Origin of the sequence: Curtobacterium sp. MCSS17_016 (assembly GCF_003234255.2) — a bacterium.
Lineage (GTDB): Bacteria > Actinomycetota > Actinomycetes > Actinomycetales > Microbacteriaceae > Curtobacterium > Curtobacterium flaccumfaciens.
This window is the reverse complement of the sequence record NZ_CP126255.1, coordinates 483898-501636: the sequence shown is the minus strand read 5'-3', so window position 1 is coordinate 501636 and position 17739 is coordinate 483898. Positions and strand designations below refer to the sequence as shown.

General features: G+C 67.3%; 20 protein-coding genes and 24 tRNA genes. 3 read left to right on the top strand and 41 right to left on the bottom strand.

Annotated features, from left to right (window positions below; translation table 11 throughout):
- Window positions 1-23: 23 nt before the first annotated feature.
- From DEJ19_RS21675 to DEJ19_RS21650, 6 genes are all read right to left on the bottom strand, one after another.
- The gene (locus DEJ19_RS21675; protein ID WP_111232428.1) at window positions 24-560 is read right to left on the bottom strand and encodes a hypothetical protein; all 537 of its coding nucleotides are present in this window, start codon (window positions 558-560) and stop codon (window positions 24-26) included.
- Window positions 561-577: 17 nt separating this feature from the next.
- Complete coding sequence (locus tag DEJ19_RS21670; protein WP_146250595.1) at window positions 578-1141, bottom strand: hypothetical protein; 564 nt, start codon at window positions 1139-1141, stop codon at window positions 578-580.
- Window positions 1142-1162: 21 nt separating this feature from the next.
- Window positions 1163-1666, bottom strand: coding sequence for a hypothetical protein (locus DEJ19_RS21665; RefSeq protein ID WP_111232430.1), 504 nt, complete (start codon window positions 1664-1666; stop codon window positions 1163-1165).
- Window positions 1667-1695: 29 nt separating this feature from the next.
- Window positions 1696-2445 carry a hypothetical protein gene (locus DEJ19_RS21660; RefSeq protein WP_146250596.1) on the bottom strand — a complete coding sequence of 250 codons (750 nt, stop codon included), beginning with the start codon at window positions 2443-2445 and terminating at the stop codon, window positions 1696-1698.
- 43 nt (window positions 2446-2488) lie between these two features.
- Window positions 2489-2902, bottom strand: coding sequence for a hypothetical protein (locus DEJ19_RS21655; RefSeq protein WP_111232432.1), 414 nt, complete (start codon window positions 2900-2902; stop codon window positions 2489-2491).
- A gap of 136 nt (window positions 2903-3038) precedes the next feature.
- Complete coding sequence (locus DEJ19_RS21650) at window positions 3039-4586, bottom strand: hypothetical protein (protein ID WP_111232433.1); 1548 nt, start codon at window positions 4584-4586, stop codon at window positions 3039-3041.
- Window positions 4587-4829: 243 nt separating this feature from the next.
- Here DEJ19_RS21650 and DEJ19_RS21645 point away from each other — a divergent pair, with 243 nt between their 5' ends.
- From DEJ19_RS21645 to DEJ19_RS21635, 3 genes are all read left to right on the top strand, one after another.
- Window positions 4830-5606, top strand: a complete 777-nt coding sequence (locus DEJ19_RS21645) for a DUF8359 domain-containing protein (protein WP_146250597.1) — start codon at window positions 4830-4832, stop codon at window positions 5604-5606.
- A gap of 18 nt (window positions 5607-5624) precedes the next feature.
- Entirely contained in the window at window positions 5625-6662 is a 1038-nt protein-coding gene (locus DEJ19_RS21640; RefSeq protein WP_146250598.1) for a DUF8359 domain-containing protein, read from the top strand.
- Between the two features lie 62 nt (window positions 6663-6724).
- Window positions 6725-7723, top strand: a complete 999-nt coding sequence (locus tag DEJ19_RS21635) for a DUF8359 domain-containing protein (RefSeq protein WP_111232436.1) — start codon at window positions 6725-6727, stop codon at window positions 7721-7723.
- A gap of 60 nt (window positions 7724-7783) precedes the next feature.
- Here the strand turns inward: DEJ19_RS21635 and DEJ19_RS21630 are convergent, their stop codons facing one another.
- The 35 genes from DEJ19_RS21630 to DEJ19_RS21455 all read right to left on the bottom strand — a co-directional run bounded on the left by DEJ19_RS21630 (window position 7784) and on the right by DEJ19_RS21455 (window position 17631).
- Entirely contained in the window at window positions 7784-8386 is a 603-nt protein-coding gene (locus DEJ19_RS21630) for a hypothetical protein (protein ID WP_111232437.1), read from the bottom strand.
- Between the two features lie 69 nt (window positions 8387-8455).
- A complete protein-coding gene (locus DEJ19_RS22055) occupies window positions 8456-9544 on the bottom strand; it encodes a DUF2510 domain-containing protein (RefSeq protein ID WP_111232438.1) in 1089 nt (362 codons plus the stop codon).
- Between the two features lie 71 nt (window positions 9545-9615).
- A tRNA-Arg gene (locus DEJ19_RS21615) sits at window positions 9616-9689 on the bottom strand.
- A 28-nt stretch (window positions 9690-9717) separates the two neighbouring features.
- Complete coding sequence (locus tag DEJ19_RS21610; RefSeq protein WP_111232439.1) at window positions 9718-9933, bottom strand: hypothetical protein; 216 nt, start codon at window positions 9931-9933, stop codon at window positions 9718-9720.
- Between the two features lie 118 nt (window positions 9934-10051).
- Window positions 10052-10128, bottom strand: a tRNA-Gly gene (locus DEJ19_RS21605).
- A gap of 52 nt (window positions 10129-10180) precedes the next feature.
- Window positions 10181-10255, bottom strand: a tRNA-Gly gene (locus DEJ19_RS21600).
- A gap of 1 nt (window position 10256) precedes the next feature.
- Window positions 10257-10332: transfer RNA gene (locus DEJ19_RS21595), tRNA-Lys, on the bottom strand.
- A gap of 24 nt (window positions 10333-10356) precedes the next feature.
- Window positions 10357-10428: transfer RNA gene (locus tag DEJ19_RS21590), tRNA-Thr, on the bottom strand.
- A gap of 84 nt (window positions 10429-10512) precedes the next feature.
- Complete coding sequence (locus tag DEJ19_RS21585) at window positions 10513-11220, bottom strand: hypothetical protein (RefSeq protein WP_111232440.1); 708 nt, start codon at window positions 11218-11220, stop codon at window positions 10513-10515.
- Window positions 11221-11286: 66 nt separating this feature from the next.
- A tRNA-Cys gene (locus DEJ19_RS21580) sits at window positions 11287-11361 on the bottom strand.
- A 352-nt stretch (window positions 11362-11713) separates the two neighbouring features.
- Window positions 11714-11786 (bottom strand) — tRNA-Ala (locus tag DEJ19_RS21575).
- Between the two features lie 111 nt (window positions 11787-11897).
- On the bottom strand, window positions 11898-12959 hold the full coding sequence (locus tag DEJ19_RS21570) for an RNA ligase (ATP) (protein WP_111232441.1): 1062 nt from the start codon (window positions 12957-12959) through the stop codon (window positions 11898-11900).
- Window positions 12960-13015: 56 nt separating this feature from the next.
- Window positions 13016-13366, bottom strand: a complete 351-nt coding sequence (locus DEJ19_RS21565) for a hypothetical protein (protein WP_146250599.1) — start codon at window positions 13364-13366, stop codon at window positions 13016-13018.
- 18 nt (window positions 13367-13384) lie between these two features.
- A tRNA-Arg gene (locus DEJ19_RS21560) sits at window positions 13385-13460 on the bottom strand.
- Window positions 13461-13469: 9 nt separating this feature from the next.
- On the bottom strand, window positions 13470-14003 hold the full coding sequence (locus DEJ19_RS21555) for an HAD domain-containing protein (RefSeq protein WP_111232443.1): 534 nt from the start codon (window positions 14001-14003) through the stop codon (window positions 13470-13472).
- A 37-nt stretch (window positions 14004-14040) separates the two neighbouring features.
- Window positions 14041-14117 (bottom strand) — tRNA-Pro (locus DEJ19_RS21550).
- Between the two features lie 24 nt (window positions 14118-14141).
- A tRNA-Ala gene (locus DEJ19_RS21545) sits at window positions 14142-14217 on the bottom strand.
- Window positions 14218-14357: 140 nt separating this feature from the next.
- Window positions 14358-14430: transfer RNA gene (locus DEJ19_RS21540), tRNA-Ala, on the bottom strand.
- 31 nt (window positions 14431-14461) lie between these two features.
- Window positions 14462-14535, bottom strand: a tRNA-Pro gene (locus tag DEJ19_RS21535).
- Between the two features lie 30 nt (window positions 14536-14565).
- Window positions 14566-14638: transfer RNA gene (locus DEJ19_RS21530), tRNA-Phe, on the bottom strand.
- A gap of 37 nt (window positions 14639-14675) precedes the next feature.
- The gene (locus tag DEJ19_RS21525; protein ID WP_111232444.1) at window positions 14676-15062 is read right to left on the bottom strand and encodes a hypothetical protein; all 387 of its coding nucleotides are present in this window, start codon (window positions 15060-15062) and stop codon (window positions 14676-14678) included.
- A 40-nt stretch (window positions 15063-15102) separates the two neighbouring features.
- Window positions 15103-15717 (bottom strand): hypothetical protein, encoded by a 615-nt coding sequence (locus DEJ19_RS21520; RefSeq protein ID WP_111232445.1) that lies wholly within the window; start codon window positions 15715-15717, stop codon window positions 15103-15105.
- A 21-nt stretch (window positions 15718-15738) separates the two neighbouring features.
- A tRNA-Met gene (locus tag DEJ19_RS21515) sits at window positions 15739-15815 on the bottom strand.
- A 13-nt stretch (window positions 15816-15828) separates the two neighbouring features.
- Complete coding sequence (locus DEJ19_RS21510; RefSeq protein WP_181441463.1) at window positions 15829-16005, bottom strand: hypothetical protein; 177 nt, start codon at window positions 16003-16005, stop codon at window positions 15829-15831.
- A 20-nt stretch (window positions 16006-16025) separates the two neighbouring features.
- Window positions 16026-16101: transfer RNA gene (locus DEJ19_RS21505), tRNA-Glu, on the bottom strand.
- A 60-nt stretch (window positions 16102-16161) separates the two neighbouring features.
- A tRNA-Glu gene (locus tag DEJ19_RS21500) sits at window positions 16162-16234 on the bottom strand.
- 9 nt (window positions 16235-16243) lie between these two features.
- Complete coding sequence (locus DEJ19_RS21495) at window positions 16244-16603, bottom strand: hypothetical protein (RefSeq protein WP_111232446.1); 360 nt, start codon at window positions 16601-16603, stop codon at window positions 16244-16246.
- Between the two features lie 39 nt (window positions 16604-16642).
- Window positions 16643-16714: transfer RNA gene (locus DEJ19_RS21490), tRNA-Gln, on the bottom strand.
- 31 nt (window positions 16715-16745) lie between these two features.
- Window positions 16746-16818 (bottom strand) — tRNA-Gln (locus DEJ19_RS21485).
- Between the two features lie 34 nt (window positions 16819-16852).
- Window positions 16853-16928 (bottom strand) — tRNA-Arg (locus DEJ19_RS21480).
- A gap of 23 nt (window positions 16929-16951) precedes the next feature.
- Window positions 16952-17027: transfer RNA gene (locus DEJ19_RS21475), tRNA-His, on the bottom strand.
- A gap of 2 nt (window positions 17028-17029) precedes the next feature.
- Window positions 17030-17101: transfer RNA gene (locus tag DEJ19_RS21470), tRNA-Gln, on the bottom strand.
- A 257-nt stretch (window positions 17102-17358) separates the two neighbouring features.
- Window positions 17359-17434: transfer RNA gene (locus DEJ19_RS21465), tRNA-Met, on the bottom strand.
- Window positions 17435-17447: 13 nt separating this feature from the next.
- A tRNA-Leu gene (locus DEJ19_RS21460) sits at window positions 17448-17531 on the bottom strand.
- Between the two features lie 14 nt (window positions 17532-17545).
- Window positions 17546-17631: transfer RNA gene (locus DEJ19_RS21455), tRNA-Leu, on the bottom strand.
- Window positions 17632-17739: the final 108 nt, after the last annotated feature.

Here is a 17739-nt window from a genome sequence, read left to right as displayed (position 1 = left end):
GACCCGTCCCGGTGCCGCTGCGTTCAGCCTTGCGGAACCTCGAGCACGAAGACGCGACCCATGGTGCCTTCGCGGGTGAGGCCGTAGCGGCCGATGTCGTCCTGGACGTTGACGCGGGTGCGGCCCCACTTCTCGGTGACGACGTCGAGCATCTTCCGCATCTTCTGTGCGGCAGGGGCGTCCCGGCCGAGGTCCACCTCGCCGCCATCATTCGTGTAGTACCCGGTGATGTTCGCGTCCCACCCGGAGACGCTGACGCGGACCGCCTCAGCGTTCGGGAGGTTCTTCTGCGCGTACAGCTGGATCTGTTCCAGCGCAGCCTTCCCCCGCTCGAAGTCGATGGCGGCGACCGCGGCGAGCGCTTCCTCACGCTGCCGGTCGAGGTCCTTCATGTGCCTGTAGGAGCCTTGGAGGGTCCTGGCTGGCAGGCCGAGCGGCTCCGGTGCGGCCGGCGCCGTGGTGAGGGTGACGGCTGCTTCGGACTGCTGCTTCGCGGCGAAGTGGGCCCTGTTCGTCGTCGGCTGCCCAGCTTCGCCCTTGCGCGTGATGTGGTCGGTCATGCCCGTCATGTGGGCGGCTACTTGCCGGCGGGCTTGAACAGTGCGTTCCCAGCCCCGAGGACCCGCCAGTTCCGCTGACGCGGCTCCTTGACCAGGGTGCGGCCGCTCTCGCGCTTCACGCGCGCGTTCTCGATGACGCTCCACCCTGTTCCGCCGACGTAGTAGCCGTACGTGGCGATGTCGCCTCGCTGCTCTCCGACGATCTCCTCGACGTCGTAGCCGCCGTCGGCGATGAACGCCTCACGGCTCCGGTGCATCTCGTCGCGGGAGCGCATCTGCTGCAGCATGTAGATGGCGGTGTCCTCGTGGCTCTCGGACGCGGCGGCGAGCGCGGGGATGCGACCCTTGAACGAGTCGTTGTAGGGGTATTTCCCGGCTTCGGTCAGCTCGTCGCGAATCCGCTCGTAGTCGGCGAACAGCGGCCGGACCTGCTCATGGTTGTCGTAGTCGCCGTCCCACACGAACGGCTCCGCAGGGCCGCTCAGGGTGACGGCTGCCTCGGTCTGCTGCTTCGCGGCGAAGTGGGCCCTGTTCGTCGTCGGCTGCCCAGCTTCGCCCTTGCGCGTGATGTGGTCGGTCATGCCCGTCATGTGGGCGGCGGCTCAGTTGAGAGGCAGCCACCAGCGGACGTTTGTGCGGTCGGAGATGTAGTAGTCGGAGTCGCCGAACGCGTCGGCGATGAGGACTTCGTCGCCACCGAGGAGGTTCGCGTATTCCGTGAGCTCCACCTCGCAGATCATCGGAGCGTCCACCCACCCGTCTTCGCCGCGGAGGCGGATGCCGGCGACGGTCGGTGCCGGCTCACCGTGAGCAAGCTCGAGCATGAGCGCGTCCGCCTGAGGGGCGAACTTCTGCCCGCCAGCGATGAGCGCGGTGCGGGCGGCGAGACGCAGTTCGTGGTCCGTGGCCGCCAGCCGGTCCTCGAGGTGCCGGCGGTCCGCCTTCCGCTCATCAATGGCCGACCGTGCAGCAGAGAGAACAGCGTCAGGGGAGCTGATCGTCGTCGGTGCGTCATCGTGGCGTGCCGCGGTGAAAGCGCCCGGGTTACCGGGAGCGCCGTGCTGGCCGTTGCGGGGATGCTGGGCGGGATCGAACGGTGTCGTCATAGTCACTCTGTGCGCGGACACCCCACAGGTCAGGTGACGGTGTTGATCGCAGCGGCGAACTGCCGAGCGGCAGTCTCCTGCGTCGGGTGAAACGAGATGACGAACGACCCAGTCGTGGTGGTAACGGTGATGTACCGCTTCGACGCATCCTTCTTCGCGGATGCGCCGAGGAGGGCGCCCGCTACGGTGCCGAGTCCCGGGGCGATGAGAGTGCCGGCTGCTGCGCCTCCGACAGTGCGAGTAATGCCGACGCGGGACGCTGTGGTGCCGTCAACGTCAGCGGATGCACCGGCTACTGGCCAGGACGATGCGCCGTGGTGGATGCGGTCGCCGCGGATGCTGTACCCGGCGAAGGACGCTGACTCCGGAACGTCGGCGACTGCCTTCCGCTCGCGTTTGCGGAGTGCTCGGTACGCGCGCTGCTGGTCCGCGTCGAGCTGCTGGGCCTGCGCGCGCAGTTCCGCATCGACGACGTCGAACTCCGGAAGGGGCCCGAGCGTGTCACGGAGCGCCGCGAAGAAGCGGCCGCCGGCGTCTTCATCACCGAACCGGAACTCGCATCGTTGAACGGGATGGCCGGGCTTCCGCGGCTCGGCGACTAGCTCAAGCATGTCCGGCTGGCGACGCTTCGACGGACGGTGCGTCACCGTGATGATGCCGTCGAGAGCAAACCGCCGCTCCCACCGGTCAACACGGTGCGCCTTCGGGTTCGGCTCGAGGATGACGACGAGTTCCGTGTCGGTGAGCTCGACAGTCCCATCGATACCTTCGGCGCGCATGCCTGCATCGAACCAGACCTGGGTGAGCGCCACCACCCTGAGTTCAGAGGTCGAAGGCGACGAGTTCACCGGCGGCGGTGTACCCGACCTGCATGCAGTCGACGGACCCGATCCAAGCTGGAAGGGTCTTCCACTGGTCGCCGGCGATCATCTGCACCCGCTCCATACGGAGGACGGGCAAATCGTCGATGTACTCGATCGACGAGTCGGCGATGGGGATGAAGCCGGTCTTCCCGTACCGCTCCGACCACTCCGCCTCCCACGACGAACCATGCAGGCCCTCGTCGGTGAGCGGCACCTTGAGGACGTCGTCGCCGCGGTGGAAGACGATGCGGGTGCGCCCCACCTCGTACGGGTACTTCTGGGCCAGCGAAGCGGTGAGAGCCTTGAACTCCTCGCGCGCCGGCAGCTCCGCGTCGCGGAACAGCGTCTCGAGCTCAGCGTCGGTCAGCGGCACCCGCTCAGCGCAATCCGGCACCGGAGGGGACAGCACGACGCCGGCGTCCGGGCGGGGGTCAGAAGCGAACTGACCTCCGGCTCGGACGCCGGCGGGAACACGGGCAGGCTGCTGCATGCCCGTGATGTGCGCGGGGCTACTTGCTCTTCGGTGTCGGGCTGCTCGTCGGGGTGGGGGCGGACTCGGCACGCTTGGTCAGCTCCGAGAGGACCCGGTCGGCGAGGTTCTGCAGCTGCGCCGGCGTCATCTTCGACAAGTCACCGTTGGCTGCACCCGTGGTGTCACCGTCCGTGTCGCCGTTCGATGGGGTCTGCGCGCCGGTGCGGGTGACGACGTCGCCGGACTCGTCGTACAGCGTGGCCTTCCCCTTCGCGTCGATGACCGCGCGGTACACGACACCCTGGGACTGACCGATGGACGCGACCCACTCGTCCTTCTTACCGGGGACGATCTCGAAGATCTTGATGCCGCTGGCCCAGTCGGGCAGCCAGCTCGTGGACTGCTTGATGTTCGACGCGACGGAGCTGTTCGCCTGCCGGGCGTGACCGTCCGCGTACTTGAACACGGTGAGGGTGTTCCGGTCGCCGGTCTTCCCCGTGGACGCGTCCACGACCGACAGGGCAACAACCGAGGTGGACGACCCGGGAGGGGTGAGCGGGGTGACGTAGGTGGCGTGGTCGTTCGACACCTGACGGAGACCGATCTCCGTCGGGTTGAACGAGTCCGGGTTGTCCGAGTCGTCAGCAGTCGTCTCGTACCCGGTGCGATGGAAGAAGTAGTCGCTGAACGAACCGAGTGCGGTCAACGCCGTGCGCTGGCGGGCGGCGAGGGACTGCGGGTAGACGGGGCCGGGGATGGCGTTGACCTTCTCCGAGTCGGTGACGATGGTGACCTTGCCGGTCTTCCCGTCGTAGACGGCGTCGCCGAAGTAGTCCTCGCTGACGGTCCAGGCACCCTTCACCTCGGTGAGGGGAACGACGACCTTCGGGCTCTTCCCGTCGCAGTACCCGTAAGCGTCCCCGGCGTCGAACTTCACTGCCGGCGGCGTCGCCGCGTAGATGGCACGGGTGAGGGAGTTCTTCGGCAGGGAACCGCCGATGCGCAGGCTCGACGTCTTCGGGAAGGCGCAGGTGGTGACCTGGTCCGGTTCCGTCTGACCGAACAGCGGCATGTCCTGCACCTGCACCGACTCGTAACCGACCCAGACACCGCGACGGACCACGAGGGCGGTCCAGAGGCCGTTGTCGGCCTGGTCGTTGAGGCTCTTCACGCTCTCCGCCTGGCCGGTGGTGTTGCCGAGGTTCTTCGTGCTCGACGTGGAAGCGACCTGGTACGGCGCTCGGTCACCGAACGACGGGGCGGTGTGGTTCACCATCTTCACGTCGCCGACGTAGTGCCGGTCCACCTGGTAATTGTGCGGCACCCACGCGAACGCGGTGGTTGCCAGCGCGCCGAGGACCAGAACCGCGACGCTCGTCCCGCGGGCAGCGCCGGTCGTCACGGACGCCGCGATGAGCAGCACCGCGCCGACGAAGAGGGGAACGACGACGAACAAGCCGGCGGTGAACATCCGGTACAGGGCGTGAGCCATCTGAGGACCCCACAGCAGGCAGAGGGGGACGAGGATGACAGCGAGGACGATCGCGGAGATGACGACCGGTCGAATCGCGGACGAGCGACGCATGAGAGTGATGGTTCCGTTCTGCGGCCGCCGATCGGCCGCACCGACCCTATGCGCGGATCCGTCTCGAAGGTGGAAGCCGCGCACATGCGAGGCATGACAGACGCGTTCGTCCGCAAGTCCCAGACCGGTGAGCCGACTCGGAACGGAGGCCACTTCGGAACCCACGCGCGCACCGCTGACGAGGTGACTCTCGGAGCCTCGGAACCGCCGACCGCCGTCACTCGTGAAGTGACCGTGTACTGGGTGGAGACCATCCCACCTGTCGGCCGGCAGCGGAAGCCCCGCAGGGAGCGACGGACCGCCGCCATCACCATCGGTCTCCCCGTGGTCGGTGCCGCAGACGCACCGGTGGCCTACCGAGTGCCGTCCGAGTTCACGGACGACGTCGCCGAGGCCCGTGAGTTCCGCGAGTACGACGGGGCGCTGTACTGGTCGACGCCGTTCTACGACACGTCCGCCACCGCGGAACAGCGGCTCGGGCAGGTTGCTACGCGCATCAGCGAGGAGACGCATCTCAGCAAGGAGCACGCCGAGCAGGAAGCAGCAAACCGCCTGCGGGACACCATCGTCATCGACGGCACCGTCTGGGAGAAGACCACGCCGCCCGGGTACCAGGTTCGCACCCACGGGCAGCCCGGCAGCAAGGACAGCAAAACCACAATCGGCTACGCCCTCGAAGGTGCCGACAAGTACGGCGAGCCGTGGTTCCCCGCCGGCGCCGCCGGGCACGGCAGCGCAGTGCACGCCGCCCTCGAGCTCGCCGTCGAGCGAGGCGATACTGGATCCATGGACTCCATCACGAGCGTGCGGCCAATCGACGTTCCGCAGCCCGCTCCGCAGCGGAACATGTGGAACGACCCGGAGTTCCTCCTCGGCCACCTCGACGACCTCCGCACCGACATCGCGGACCGGCGCTACGAGGGGCGCGACCAGCCCGAGGTGATGCAGACGCTGTTCGACCAGCGTGCCGACGTCGTCCGCCGACTCCAGGACGCCGGCGTCGAAGTGCCCCGCCCGTAACGCCGCCATGCCGCGCACATGAGCGGTATGACCATCAGCATCAACCAAGGCGCCGTCACAGCGCGGGAAGCCGCACGCCACGGCGACGGGAAGTTCGGCGAGCAGCAGCACGACGGCGACGCCATCACCCTCGGCTTCGCCGGCGCCACCGCCGAAGCGCTGCCGGACATCGAACGCGAATTGCCGTACTCCTGGTACGAGATGGAACTGCCATCCGCCCGCCACCGGAAGTACGTGCCCGTCCTGCACGAAGGGACCACCACCGTCGGGCTCGAACAGGTCAGCAGCGCGGACGCGCCGCAGATGATGACCGTCAAGAAGCGCGGCTGGCGCAGCGACGCCGTCGAGTACGAGCAGCAGTTCCGGCTCATCGACGGGCAGTTCTTCTCCCAGCACATCGGCGATGAGCCCGTCGGCTCCCTCGACGAGGTCTTCGACCGAGCCACCCGGTACGACAAAGGCAGCGAGGGGTACGAGAACACCCGGTGGGGAAGCAGCACCCCGCCGGACAGTCAGTGGACTGTCGCGCAGAAGATGCAGGACGCGCTCAAGGATTACGTCGTCATCGACGGCGAACCGTGGATCCGAACGCCGGAGCCGGTGTACAAGGTCGACACCGGAAGCCACTGGCGCGGCCCAAGCATCGAAGTCACCTACGCCCCCGACGACGACAAGAGCACCGCGCCAGACAACTTCTTCACCGCCGACCAGTACGACGATGCTCTCGCGTACGCACGGGCGGAAGACCGAGGCGAAAGCGGAGTCCGCGGAGTCCCCGACGCAGACCGCATCGTCGTCGCCGACGGCTTCAACCCGGGCAGCACCTGGTCGCCGGCGCCACGGCTGACGTACCCCGAGCCAACCTGGGACATGAAGGGCGCCCTGCTCCACACGTCCTTCGACGCGTTCCGCACAGCCATCTCCACGGTACCCGGCGCCGTGCAGGAAGACCGAGACGGCCGCAAGCGCATCGACTGGTCGAAGCTCACCGACGAGCAGCAGCGCCACTACAAGGAGTTCGTCGAGAAGAGCGTCGCCGAGGGCATCTTCCTCTGACCCGCAGCAGACGAAGCGCCACGACCTGCTTTGGTCGTGGCGCTTCGACATTCCCCGCGCACATGACCGGCATGAGCGACCAGTACACACGCAAGAGCCACACCGGGGAAGCCGGCAACAAGGGCGAGTTCGGCACCCACGCCCGCAGCGAAGCCGACATCACCCTCGGCGGAGGGAACCTCCCACCGATCACCCGCGACGTCCACATCACCTGGCACAGCATGGAGCTCCCGTCCAGCCGGCACCGGAAACTCGTGCCAGTCGAGAAGCACGGCGTGCACACGGTCACCGTCCGCCACGTCGCCCCGGAGGACGCACCGACCGCGTTCAGTCGTCCCAGCCGGCGGTCCGATGGCGGAGACGTGAACTACCGCGTCATCGACGGGGAGCTGTACGCCGACGCTGACGGGTACCGCGGTGAGCCGTGGTCACCAGCCGACCTCCTCATCGACGACTGGACGCGGGATGCAAGCGGCGACCAGTGGAACCAGCGCTCGGAGGAGGACGTGAAGAGCAGCATCGACGAGAGGGCTTCCGGCATCATCGTCATCGACGGGAAGACCTGGGCGAAGGCGCCAGAGCCCGTCTACTCGATCACCACGTTCGGATTCGGCGGGAACCACGGCGGGACCGGTCTGTCCATCCAGAGCGCACCAGACACGACGGACGAAGCAGCCGGCAGAAGCTACTTCCCCGCCGACCAGTACGACGAGGCGGTGGAGTACGCGGTCGGCGTCGCCACCCGACGCGGAGACACGGAGTCCCTCGAGTCGCTGCGGAACGCACCCCGCATCGACGTGACCGGCGCATTCACGCCCGGGTCCACGTGGCAGCAGGCGCCCCGCTTCGACTACGACCACGCCTACCGGACCGAGGACTTCCACACCGGGTTCACACAGCTCCGCAACGGCATCGAGTCGGTCCCCGGAGCGGTCATCACCGAAGACGACGGAGCAGGCGGATCCCGCCGCCGTGTCGACTGGTCGAAGCTCACCGACGACCACAAGTCGGCGTACAAGAGCTACCTCGACCGCGCCGCAGAAGACGGCATCCTCCTCTGACAACGACGAAGCGCCACGGTCCCGTCTGACGGGTCGTGGCGCTTCGCTGATCGTGTGGGTCTACGCCGGCTGCTCTACCGCTGTGGAGCGCAGCTCGGCACGTACGTCGGCGCGCAACCGGATCAGCTTCGAGTCCTGTTCGGACAAGGCGAGCAGGAGCGTCTCGACGTCGTCCAACTGCGCTCGCTCCCACCAGGACTGATCCGTCGGCGGTGCCTCTGCTCGGGCCGCCAGCAACAGCAGCGTCGCCACGTACTGCGTCTGCCGAACCACGGCGTCTACGCGTCGCCGGGTTTGACGGGGGAGTGGAATCGCCTCATCCGCGGCGTCGAGAAGGCCCTGCAGCTCGAGCATGTGCACGATGACTGCCTTGCGGTAGCCGGGCAGGGAAGCGAACTCCTTCGACGACGGTGCGACACGGGGACGGGGAACCGTCATCGTCTGCAGCGTGAGGAAGACGCACACGGCGGTGAACGCGCACAGCCACAGCGAGTCCAGCAGGTGACCTTTGGTCTGGCTCAATGCGAGCAGGAACGCAGCCGCCAACGCGGCCGTCGGAGCAGCCAGCAGGGCGCGGAGAAGCACAGGGCGGATGGTGTGGACACCGACAACGACGAAGTCGTCGACGCTGGTGTATTCGATGCGGGTGCGGGGGTTGAGCATGACGGTGGTGCTCCGTTCATCGCGTGGTCGCGGTCGAACGGTCTATGCCACCGGCTACTGCTGCGGTGCTTACCTCTTCGACGCTGCCATCGCGGCGGTGTTCGCCGCGGCCGCGAAACCATGCGCGAGAGGCGTGTCCTTCGGGTTCAACTTCGCGGCCCACTGCTTTTCCGCACCGACGATGACGAGGTACAGCTCCCGGTCGTCGGACTTCTTCTCGCCGGCGCCGATCATCGCGCCGACCGGGCCGAAGAGAACAGCGCCGGTGATGGTGTTCCCCCAGTCGAAACGGCGGCTGATCTGCCCAGACGTGAGCACCTCGACGTGCGCTCCGGCGATGGGTTGGCTCTCGCCGGCGTATGAGATGCGGTCCCTGGTGAAGGTGACTCCGCCGAGGGAACCCGTGTGGGATTGGCCGACAGCGGCGTGCTCCTTCCGTTCCTTCGCGGCGAAGTAGAGCCCGAAGCCGACGCCGGCGATGACGCCGAGGATGATTGCGCCGGAGACTCCGTTGGCGATGTTGCCGATGAAGCCGCCCAGCAGGGCGCCGCCGATGCCGGCGATCCACCCGACGGCGACACCTGGGTTGCGCGGCTTCCGTGCCGCCCGGGCCTTCTGAGGCCGAGCGGGGTTCTCTGCCGGGGCGACCCGGTTGGTCTGCGCATCAACGAGGTCAGTCAGCACCCGGCGAAGGTTCGCCCATTCGACATCCGACATGGAGTCCGGGCGAACGAGCGCCGTGGGTGTGGTCGCGGTTACCTCAGTGAGAGGAGCTGCGCCCACACGGTCGAAGTCGATGACACGGCCGGATTCGCTGACTCGGACAGCCGCGACCGTGTTCAACGGAACAGTGAGCCGAGGCGCACGTTCGGTCGCCAGGGAACGGTACGAGAGCACGTTCTTGCGCACGTCGACGATCGCTCCGACGACCTGAGTCGCCGGGACCGTCACCTCATCAACACCTGGACGTGGCGAGTCCGCGGCAGCAGCCGGCGGATCGGGCTCAGGAGCAGGAACGGTCACCGCCGGGGGAGGAGGCGTGCTGGCGGCCGGACGAGTTGCACCGGTCCACTTCTCGCCATCCCACCAACGCTCCTGCGAAGGGGTTACTGCGTCGGGGTACCAACCCTCAGGTGGGGAAGGTGGAAGCGTCGTCATCGGGCTCTCCAAGCTCGGGTGAAGCAATCCTGGCATGAGCGTTCGCTTCGCGACTGCAACCTCGGAAAGGGTGCCTCCGCCGGGACTCGAACCCGGAATCTGCCGGGTAGAAACCGGCTGCCGTAGTCCATTGGGCCACGGAGGCAAGCCCACAGTGCAAGACAGGACGCCGGTCAGGCGGCGCGAGCGACGATGTCGTCGAACTCGTCATCGCTGACGTCGTTCAACGTCAGGAACCCGGACACCGCCAACCGGTCAGCGACCGACGTCAGCCACGCCAAATCCGCCGGGTCGGCGTCAGCGTGCTCGAGGACGTACGTGCGGATCTCCGCCGGCGTGCGCCGACCGACAACATCGCGGATGGACGAAGGGGATGTGAGAACGGTCATAGCCGAACTCCTCTCAGAAGAAAACGGTGGGGGAGAAGCCGGGACGCCGGCAGGGCGCAGACGCGACGACAAGGCCGGCAGGAGCGCCAGCGAGGGGCGGCCGCCAGAACGGCGACGTTGGAGCGGCAGACCGGATTCGAACCGGCGACACCCTCGTAGGCAACGAGGTGCTCTGGCCAACTGAGCTACTGCCGCATGCGACGCTTGCGCGCCTGACCCGGACGGCTGCGGAAGCCGCTGCGGGACGTGGAGCCGACGACGGGTCTCGAACCCGCACATCCAGGGTGGAAGCCTGGCGCTCTGCCAATTGAGCTACGTCAGCGTGGTGCCCCCGGCCCGACTCGAACGGGCGTCCACCGGGTAAGAGCCGGTTGCTAATGCCATCTCAGCTACGGAGGCGTGCAGCGCATTTCTGCGCTGTCGAGCCCGAACTCGGATTCGAACCGAGGACCTGCTCCTTACGAGGGAGCCGCTCTACCACTGAGCTATTCGGGCATTGGTCACCCCGCCGGGTGTGCGTGGTCAACCCGGCGGGATGGTGTGTCTATGCACTGGTTGTGTGCGGCGGCGCCGGAACGGTCAGCGTCGCTGCGTGTGCCAGTCGAAGGCGTCCTGCAGGTCGCCTGACACGACGGTGACCGCGACCATCGGGCGGTGCTGGAAGTCCTTCAGGATCACGCGTGGCGGCTGGTACGGGAACCCGGCAGCGTCATCCCGGTCGCCGCTGGTCGGTTTCGTCGCCCGCTTGAACGGGGAGTCTCCGGCCGGGTCGTAGAACCGGATGCTCTTCAACAGTCCGGTCCAGTAGATGCCCTGCTCGTCGGCTCGGTCGAAGCGGAGCATGTCGAACTCCGCGTCGAACCGGTACGCCGGCTTCACATCCCCGTCACGAGCCCACGGGTGCAGGCTCTTCACGGAGAAGTACTGCTCCCGCTCCCGGAAGTCAGGGACCGCGTTCGCGATGACGATGTCCGCCGGACCGTACGTGTTGCGGTGCTCCCGGTGGATCAGCACCAGCGACGTGAGCTCCTCGCCCGGCTCCGCGAGGACAAGCGGGCGCGACGTCGGCATGCTGACCTGCACGGTCTCCGGTGCTTCCGCGCGCAGTCGGGTGGCGGGGAAGACCATCGTCTCCGGGGCGCCGGCATCGATGTGCTTCGGACCGCGCTCGAGCCGCAGCGTCACCTGGTCACCGTCGATGGCGATGACCTCGCCGTAGTAGGGCACGCCAGGGCCCGGCTCGGAGACAGACGCTCGCGCGCCGACCCAGATGATGTTCCTCGACATGATGCTCCTCGTCCACAGCGATGGTCGCCGTACACGAGGTCTATGCGCGGAGCGAGAACGCTCCTGTGGAGCCGGTTGCGGGGGTCGAACCCGCTTCTCCTGGGTTGCAGCCAGGCGCCTGACCCGTTCGGCCAAACCGGCGCGATGAAGGGGTGCCCGCCACGGGATTGTGAATCCCCGCGGGCGCTCCCGGCTGGCCGAACCAGGAGGTGGATGCGAGACGGGAGAGGACTGCTCCGAGGGGCTGAACACCCTCGGCGTCTTGCACCGTGCTGCTGCCGGACCTTGCCGGCGTTCGGGTCGCAGCGGGCCGAGACGCCACGGACGACGCCGGACGCTGGTCTGCTGGTACTGCTTCGGACTGGCCGTGCTGGATGGGCTTGGCTTCACCGCGCCGCGGGGCAGTGTGTTTCAAAGGCGCGCGCCCAGGTGTTTCACTGGGCACGATTTGTGTGCGGCGTACTGGTCACACCTCCCGGTGTGGCTCCCCGTGTGGACCTGGCCGGGCTCGATCCGGCGACCCCCTGCATGCCATGCAGGTGCGCTACCAACTGCGCCACAGGCCCGCGCAACCGGCCGCCGGACAGTTTCTGCTGCCGACGGCCGGGCGGGTTGCACTGACAGGCTCAGTGCGAAGCCGACCCCGGACAACGTGACGCAGCCGGGGACGTCCTTCCTCAGCGGTCGTGCTTGAGGATGTACTTGTTGCTGATGGCCTTCCAGGACGCGCGGATGACCTTGCCGTCCACGACGACCTTCGACGTGGTCTTCGCCCGCCAGACGACACCCTCAGCGTTCCGCTCAGGGTTCACCAGCGACTTCAACCCGTCCACCTGCGCCAGGGCCTCGTCGGAGGTCTCCGGGTACGGCAGGTCGTAGACCGGGACGGCGATGTCGAGGACGAACGCCGGCCACTGGTCACGCGGGAGTTCCTGCCCGTCCACGACGAGGGTGAACGCCGCGAACGTGACGTCGCGGACCTGCAGCGGGTTCTTCTGGATGCCCGGCCCGAACAACTCGCCCTGCAACGCCATCGACGTGGCGTCCGGGAACGCTGCCCGCAGCTTGTCGTGGAGGCCGAGCTCGAGGGCCTTCTTCCACATGGAGTGGTCCTCGTTGCGCTTGAACTCGTAGTTCCGGCCGGCGACGCCGTCCTTCTCCCCGACGATGAACACCGTCATCGAGGTGCCGTCGACCTTCTCGGTGGCGACCCACTCGACGTCTCGTGCGCGCAGCGGCTCCGGAACGTTCTGGATGCGCTCCTCGTCGGTCTTCGGGAACTGCGACGGGAAGACACCTGCGACGTCACCGGCGATGCCGGCCGGCAGCGGCGGGTCCCACTTGCGGACGCCGAGGATGTCGGTGATGTCGGTGCCGTAGGGGAGGTCGGCGACTTCGGGGAACTCCGACAGCGGGAAGACGATGCCCTGCGAGTACTGACCACGCAGGCGCGCGGTCTTCAGCACGTGCCCGGTGAAGCCGGTGAGCTCGTCGGTGCGCTCGCCGCGGGCAGCGAGGAACGAGAAGCGGGGGTCCTTCGTGTCGAGGTGGGAGTCCACCTCGATGTACACGCACGGGTCGCTGGCGACGAACTCGCCCTTCTTGACGACGACGTCCCAGCCGCGGACGCGGACACGTTCGATGGAGTCGGCGTCGGGGATGGGCTGCACGTCGAGGATCGTCTCGACGGTGGCGAGAGCACGCTCGGTGGTCGGCGGTGCGATGAGTGTGTCGGTCATGCCGTCCCTATGCGCGGAAGCGTGCTGCTGCTGTGGGACGACCGGCTCGGGCTTGCTCAGAACGGTGTGAACGCGGTGACCCGGCGGCCGTTCTCGGTGAACCAGGTGCCGCGCTCCCCGCCGATGAGGACGAGTTCCTCGTCCTTGCCGTCCAGGCGGACGATGGCGCTGACCCCGTCAGTGTCGGTGATGAACGTGCCGTCGTACGCGTAGTGGTCGTCGTCGCCGGCGCTGATGCGGAACACAGCCCGGTCACCGTCCTCAGCGGTTGCCACATCGACCGGTGCGAGGCCGTCCGTGCTCACGCCGTGAGCGTTGAGGCCGACAGTCGGCGCGGCGAAGGTCTTCTCGGTGAAGCGGCCATCGCCTGCTGCGCGTGGGTGGTCGGTTTCGACGAACGTGGTCATGGTCGGCATGTGTGCGGCTGGTGCCCGGGACAGGATTCGAACCTGCGGCCTTCCGCTCCGGAGGCGGACGCTCTCTCCACTGAGCTACCTGGGCGGGGCGCCGTCAAGAGACGGCGGAGAAGAACTCGCGGATGAGTTCGACGTGAGACGGGGTGAGGCCGATGTTCGCTTCGGGGGCGAGCAGCAGGCTGGTCGTCGGCGCTGTCAGCCGGCGCACGGTGTCGCCGTGCGCAGGGACTTCGGTGTCGTCAACCCAGACGAACGGCCGCGGGTCCCCGTGCTGGTCGGAGAGGACGAAGTCCCGCTTCCAGGCGCCGTCTTCACCGTCCTCTCCATACGGGTACTGGGCGACTCGGCCGCCCATGAGGGCGCCCCCGAACTTTGGGACGAGCTTCCGAGTGACGAGCAGGTCCTCACACCAGGAGGTGTCCCAGACGAGTTCCACGTCGAAGTCGTCAACGATCTGCCCGAGAGCACGGACGAGCGCATCGGCGAAGGTCACGCGGCGAAGCATCCCGAACCCGCCGGGGTACTTCTGCACGAACTCGACCGTGGTGGTTCCGCCGGCCCACACGCGGTCGGCGTAGTCGGCGCAGATGACGTCGTCGACGTCGAGGTACAGGACAGGCTGCAGCATCGTCGCACCCCTTCCTTCGTCTCATGGCCGACGGTGGTGGTCCGGACGACAGGATTTGAACCTGCGGCCTCCCGCTCCCAAAGCGGGCGCTCTACCAAGCTGAGCTACGTCCGGTCATGCGCTCCCCGGAAGGGGAGTTGGTGGACCCGAAGGGAATCGAACCCTCGACCTCCGCCTTGCAAAAGCGGCGCTCTACCAATTGAGCTACGGGCCCGAAGCGGCAACCGGTGGAGCGGCTACCGCTAGGGGATGGTTCACCGGCAGGTGAACCTGTCGGTGGGGGAGTGCTTCACCGACACCCTCCCTATGCGCGGACGTTCCGACGAGCGGGGCGATCGCGTTGAAGGGCGCGCGTGGACCTGGCCGGAATCGAACCGGCGACCTCATCGTTGCGAACGACGCGCTCTCCCAACTGAGCTACAGGCCCGAGACCAACCACTCCACGGTGGCCGGCAGGGTCCGGCTAGCCAGATTCGAACTGGCGACCTCCTCGTCCCGAACGAGGCGCGCTACCAAGCTGCGCTATAGCCGGTTACGGCGCCGCACGGAGGGCGTCGTGGGGTGGCGAGACACGGTCTTGATCCGTGGGCCTTTCGGGTTTCAACCGAACGCTCTTCCAGCTGAGCTACCTCGCCTCAGCCGCAGATGACCGCCTGCGTGGCGCGGTGGGTGTCAGTCCCAGTAGCCGCCCGTGTACGGGCCGCGGCGGGTCTGACGAAGAGGAACTGCGTCCTCGTCGATGGTGCCGGCCGTGTTCCAGTCCCCGGTCGCCTTGTCGAGGGCGTCGCGGGTTGCGGTGCGGTCCGGCTTCCACAGTTCCGTGCGGCGGCGGAGCTTTCCGACGCGGCAGCGGTGCACTTCGTTGCGCTGGGCGACGGATCCGGCGGACCAGGCGAGCAGGTGGCTGCAGCGGGGGAGCCCGCGGCCGCCGGGGCGTGCCTGCTGGTCGATGTCGCACTCGGCGCGGTGGTGCTGCCACCAGGAGTGGTCATCGCCCCGGTGGTACTGGCGTTTGTTTCGGACGACCCAGTACGGGCGGTCCTTCCGTGTTCGGGACATGGTGTGCCTGTTCCGAACGTCACCTTCAGGATGGGTCCCTCTACGGGGTGACGTTCACTACAGGTCGGGGGTGCTCACGATGTGCTCCTTCGGAGGTGGGCAGCGGCCAGAGGCCGCCTTCGGTCAGGTACTGGATGGTGAGGGCGCTCACCTGGTCGTCCTCGTCGACCGGTTCGAGCGCGTCGATGAGGCGAGTGAAGAGCTGCTCGAACTGGTCATCTTCGAGGGTGCCGAGGTACGGGTCGTTGAAGATGTCCCACTCAGCGGCGACCGCGGTCGTGCGAGAGGGAGCGAAGGACGCGTCATCGGCTGACGGCGCGACCGAGGGCCTGGAATCGAAGAGCCACATGAAGCTCTCCCGCCCGTCATCGTCGTAGCGTTCGCCGGACGCTTCGAGCTTTGCGAGGCGGTCCTTCCGAACCTGTTCCCCACGCTCCCACAGGGCGAGCTCGAGCGCCTCGTCGAACGGGCCGACTCTGATGGATGCGTCGTCGCGGCGGAACCGGAAGTAGAACCGTTGCCCGTCGATGTGACCGAACGCCTGCACCGGAACGGATCCCATTCCAGCGACACGTCCCTCACGGTCTCGGCCGAAGCGCAAGCCACGGTCTGCGTACTTCGCTTCCAGGGCGAGTACCTGCTTGGTGGGGCGCATGCTGTGTCCTTCCAACTGACGTGGTTGCGGAGGCAGGATTTGAACCTGCGACCTCTGGGATATGAGCCCAGCGAGCTACCGAACTGCTCCACTCCGCGGTCTGTGGGCCACTCAGCGTTGAGTGGCGGGCCGCCGGCGCTTCGGGCGCTGGTAGGCGGCGATGGTCTTCCGGTACACCGACTCCGCCATCTTCTGTTCGGCGGGGACATCGGAGACGTTCCGGAGGTCGTCGAGGAGGTGCATCAGCTCTTCGGCTTCCTCGTTGGTGAGGCTGATGCTGACACTCACGGTGTGCTCCTTCTCGGTGGTGGTACCCCCAGCGGGATTCGAACCCGCGCATCCGCCGTGAAAGGGCGGTGTCCTGGGCCTCTAAACGATGGGGGCGCAGGAGCCGACGTCGCCGCCGGCCGTGCCACCCCTATGCGCGGAGGTGGACGCGTGGTGTGACCTGTGCCGGGTTCGAACCGGCGTTACCTGGCTGAGAACCAGGAGTGCTGGGCCGCTGCACTAACAGGCCGTGGCACCGTCAGTACGGCGCCGAGTCGGAAGACTTCACGATGTTGCGGACGCTGACCGGGTCGGACAGGTACGTCGGGCATTCCAACTTCGGGATGGACAGCCGGAGCACCTTCCCGCACGTCGTGCACGCCTCCTCGTGGTAGCAGGTCCAGTCGGCGTCACGGCCGAACAGCGTGTGGAAGGAGCCCTGCTGCGGCAGGCCGCACGTGTACGTGCGGGTCCACCGGGTGCTGGTGCGCACCTCGAGGGCGTGCTCCCTGCCGACGTGGCCCTTGCACCACCGCTTCGTGTTCTTCCGACGGTGCGGAGTGTGCTTCCACGAGTCGTCAGCGGGACGGTCCGTGGCGGTGGACTGCAGCGTGCTCATGATGCCTCCGGGTGGTCGGTGAGATGACTGAACTGGCGGCTCCCCGTCGAGGATTCGAACCCCGTCCTACCGGCACCAAAGGCCGACGTGCTGCCGTTACACCAACGGGGATCAGACGCTGACGCGTCCGGGTGTTGTTGCGCTCCCCGAGCTGGAATCGAACCAACGGAGGCTGGCACCAGAAGCCAGCTGGCCTGCCAGCAGACCATCGGGGACCAGACGGTGATTCACGTCGGCCGTCCGTCCGACTGGTGCCTCTCGAGGGATTCGAACCCCCGACCTTCGCATCCGTAGTGCGACGCTCTATCCGCTGAGCTAGAGAGGCATGTCCCGCGCGGTGGCGGTACTTGGGGTGATCGACGGGGCTCGAACCCGCAACCGGCGGGTCCACAACCCGCTGCTCCACCAGTTGAGCTACGACCACAGCTCCCCGACAAGGAGTCGAACCTCGACCAACTGGACCAGAACCAGTCGTGCTGCCAGTTACACCATCGGGGACCACGTCCTCCGCCCGGGCCCGGACGGGGGAGTGTTGCCGGTTCAGCGCGTCGAACCGGCGGGTGCTCGGGTCGTCCGCCGCTCCTTGATGAAGGGCAGGCGGACGAGGTCCGAACGTTCATGTAGCAGCGGCCGGCGGCAACCGACCATCGCACTGCTGTGACCGGCCTTCACGGGCTGTACCGGTCTGCAATCGCCCTTGCCGGGCGTCCCGTTCACTGCACGGCGTCAGGCGGATCGTGCCTGGGTCGTGTAGTTGGTCGCGCGGGGAGGTATCGATCCTCCGACCTACGGGTTATGAGTCCGTCGCTCTACCGTCTGAGCTACCGCGCGTCATGTTGCTGTGTGCCCGATGCCGGAGTTGAACCGGCACGCCCCGAAGGGCACAGACTCCTCAAGCCTGCGTGTCTACCAGTTCCACCAACCGGGCAAAGGGGTGATGCTTGGTACCCGCCGCGGGACTTGAACCCGCACGCCCTTTCGGGCACCGGCACCTGAGGCCGGCGCGTCTGCCATTTCGCCAGACGGGCATGTGGAGCCGACCCGGTGTCGGGTCGGTTCCGGTCAGTCCAGGTCGATGCCGTGTTCGGTGAGGAACGCCGGCACGTCGCTGGTGAGGATGAAGTCGGACTGGGTGT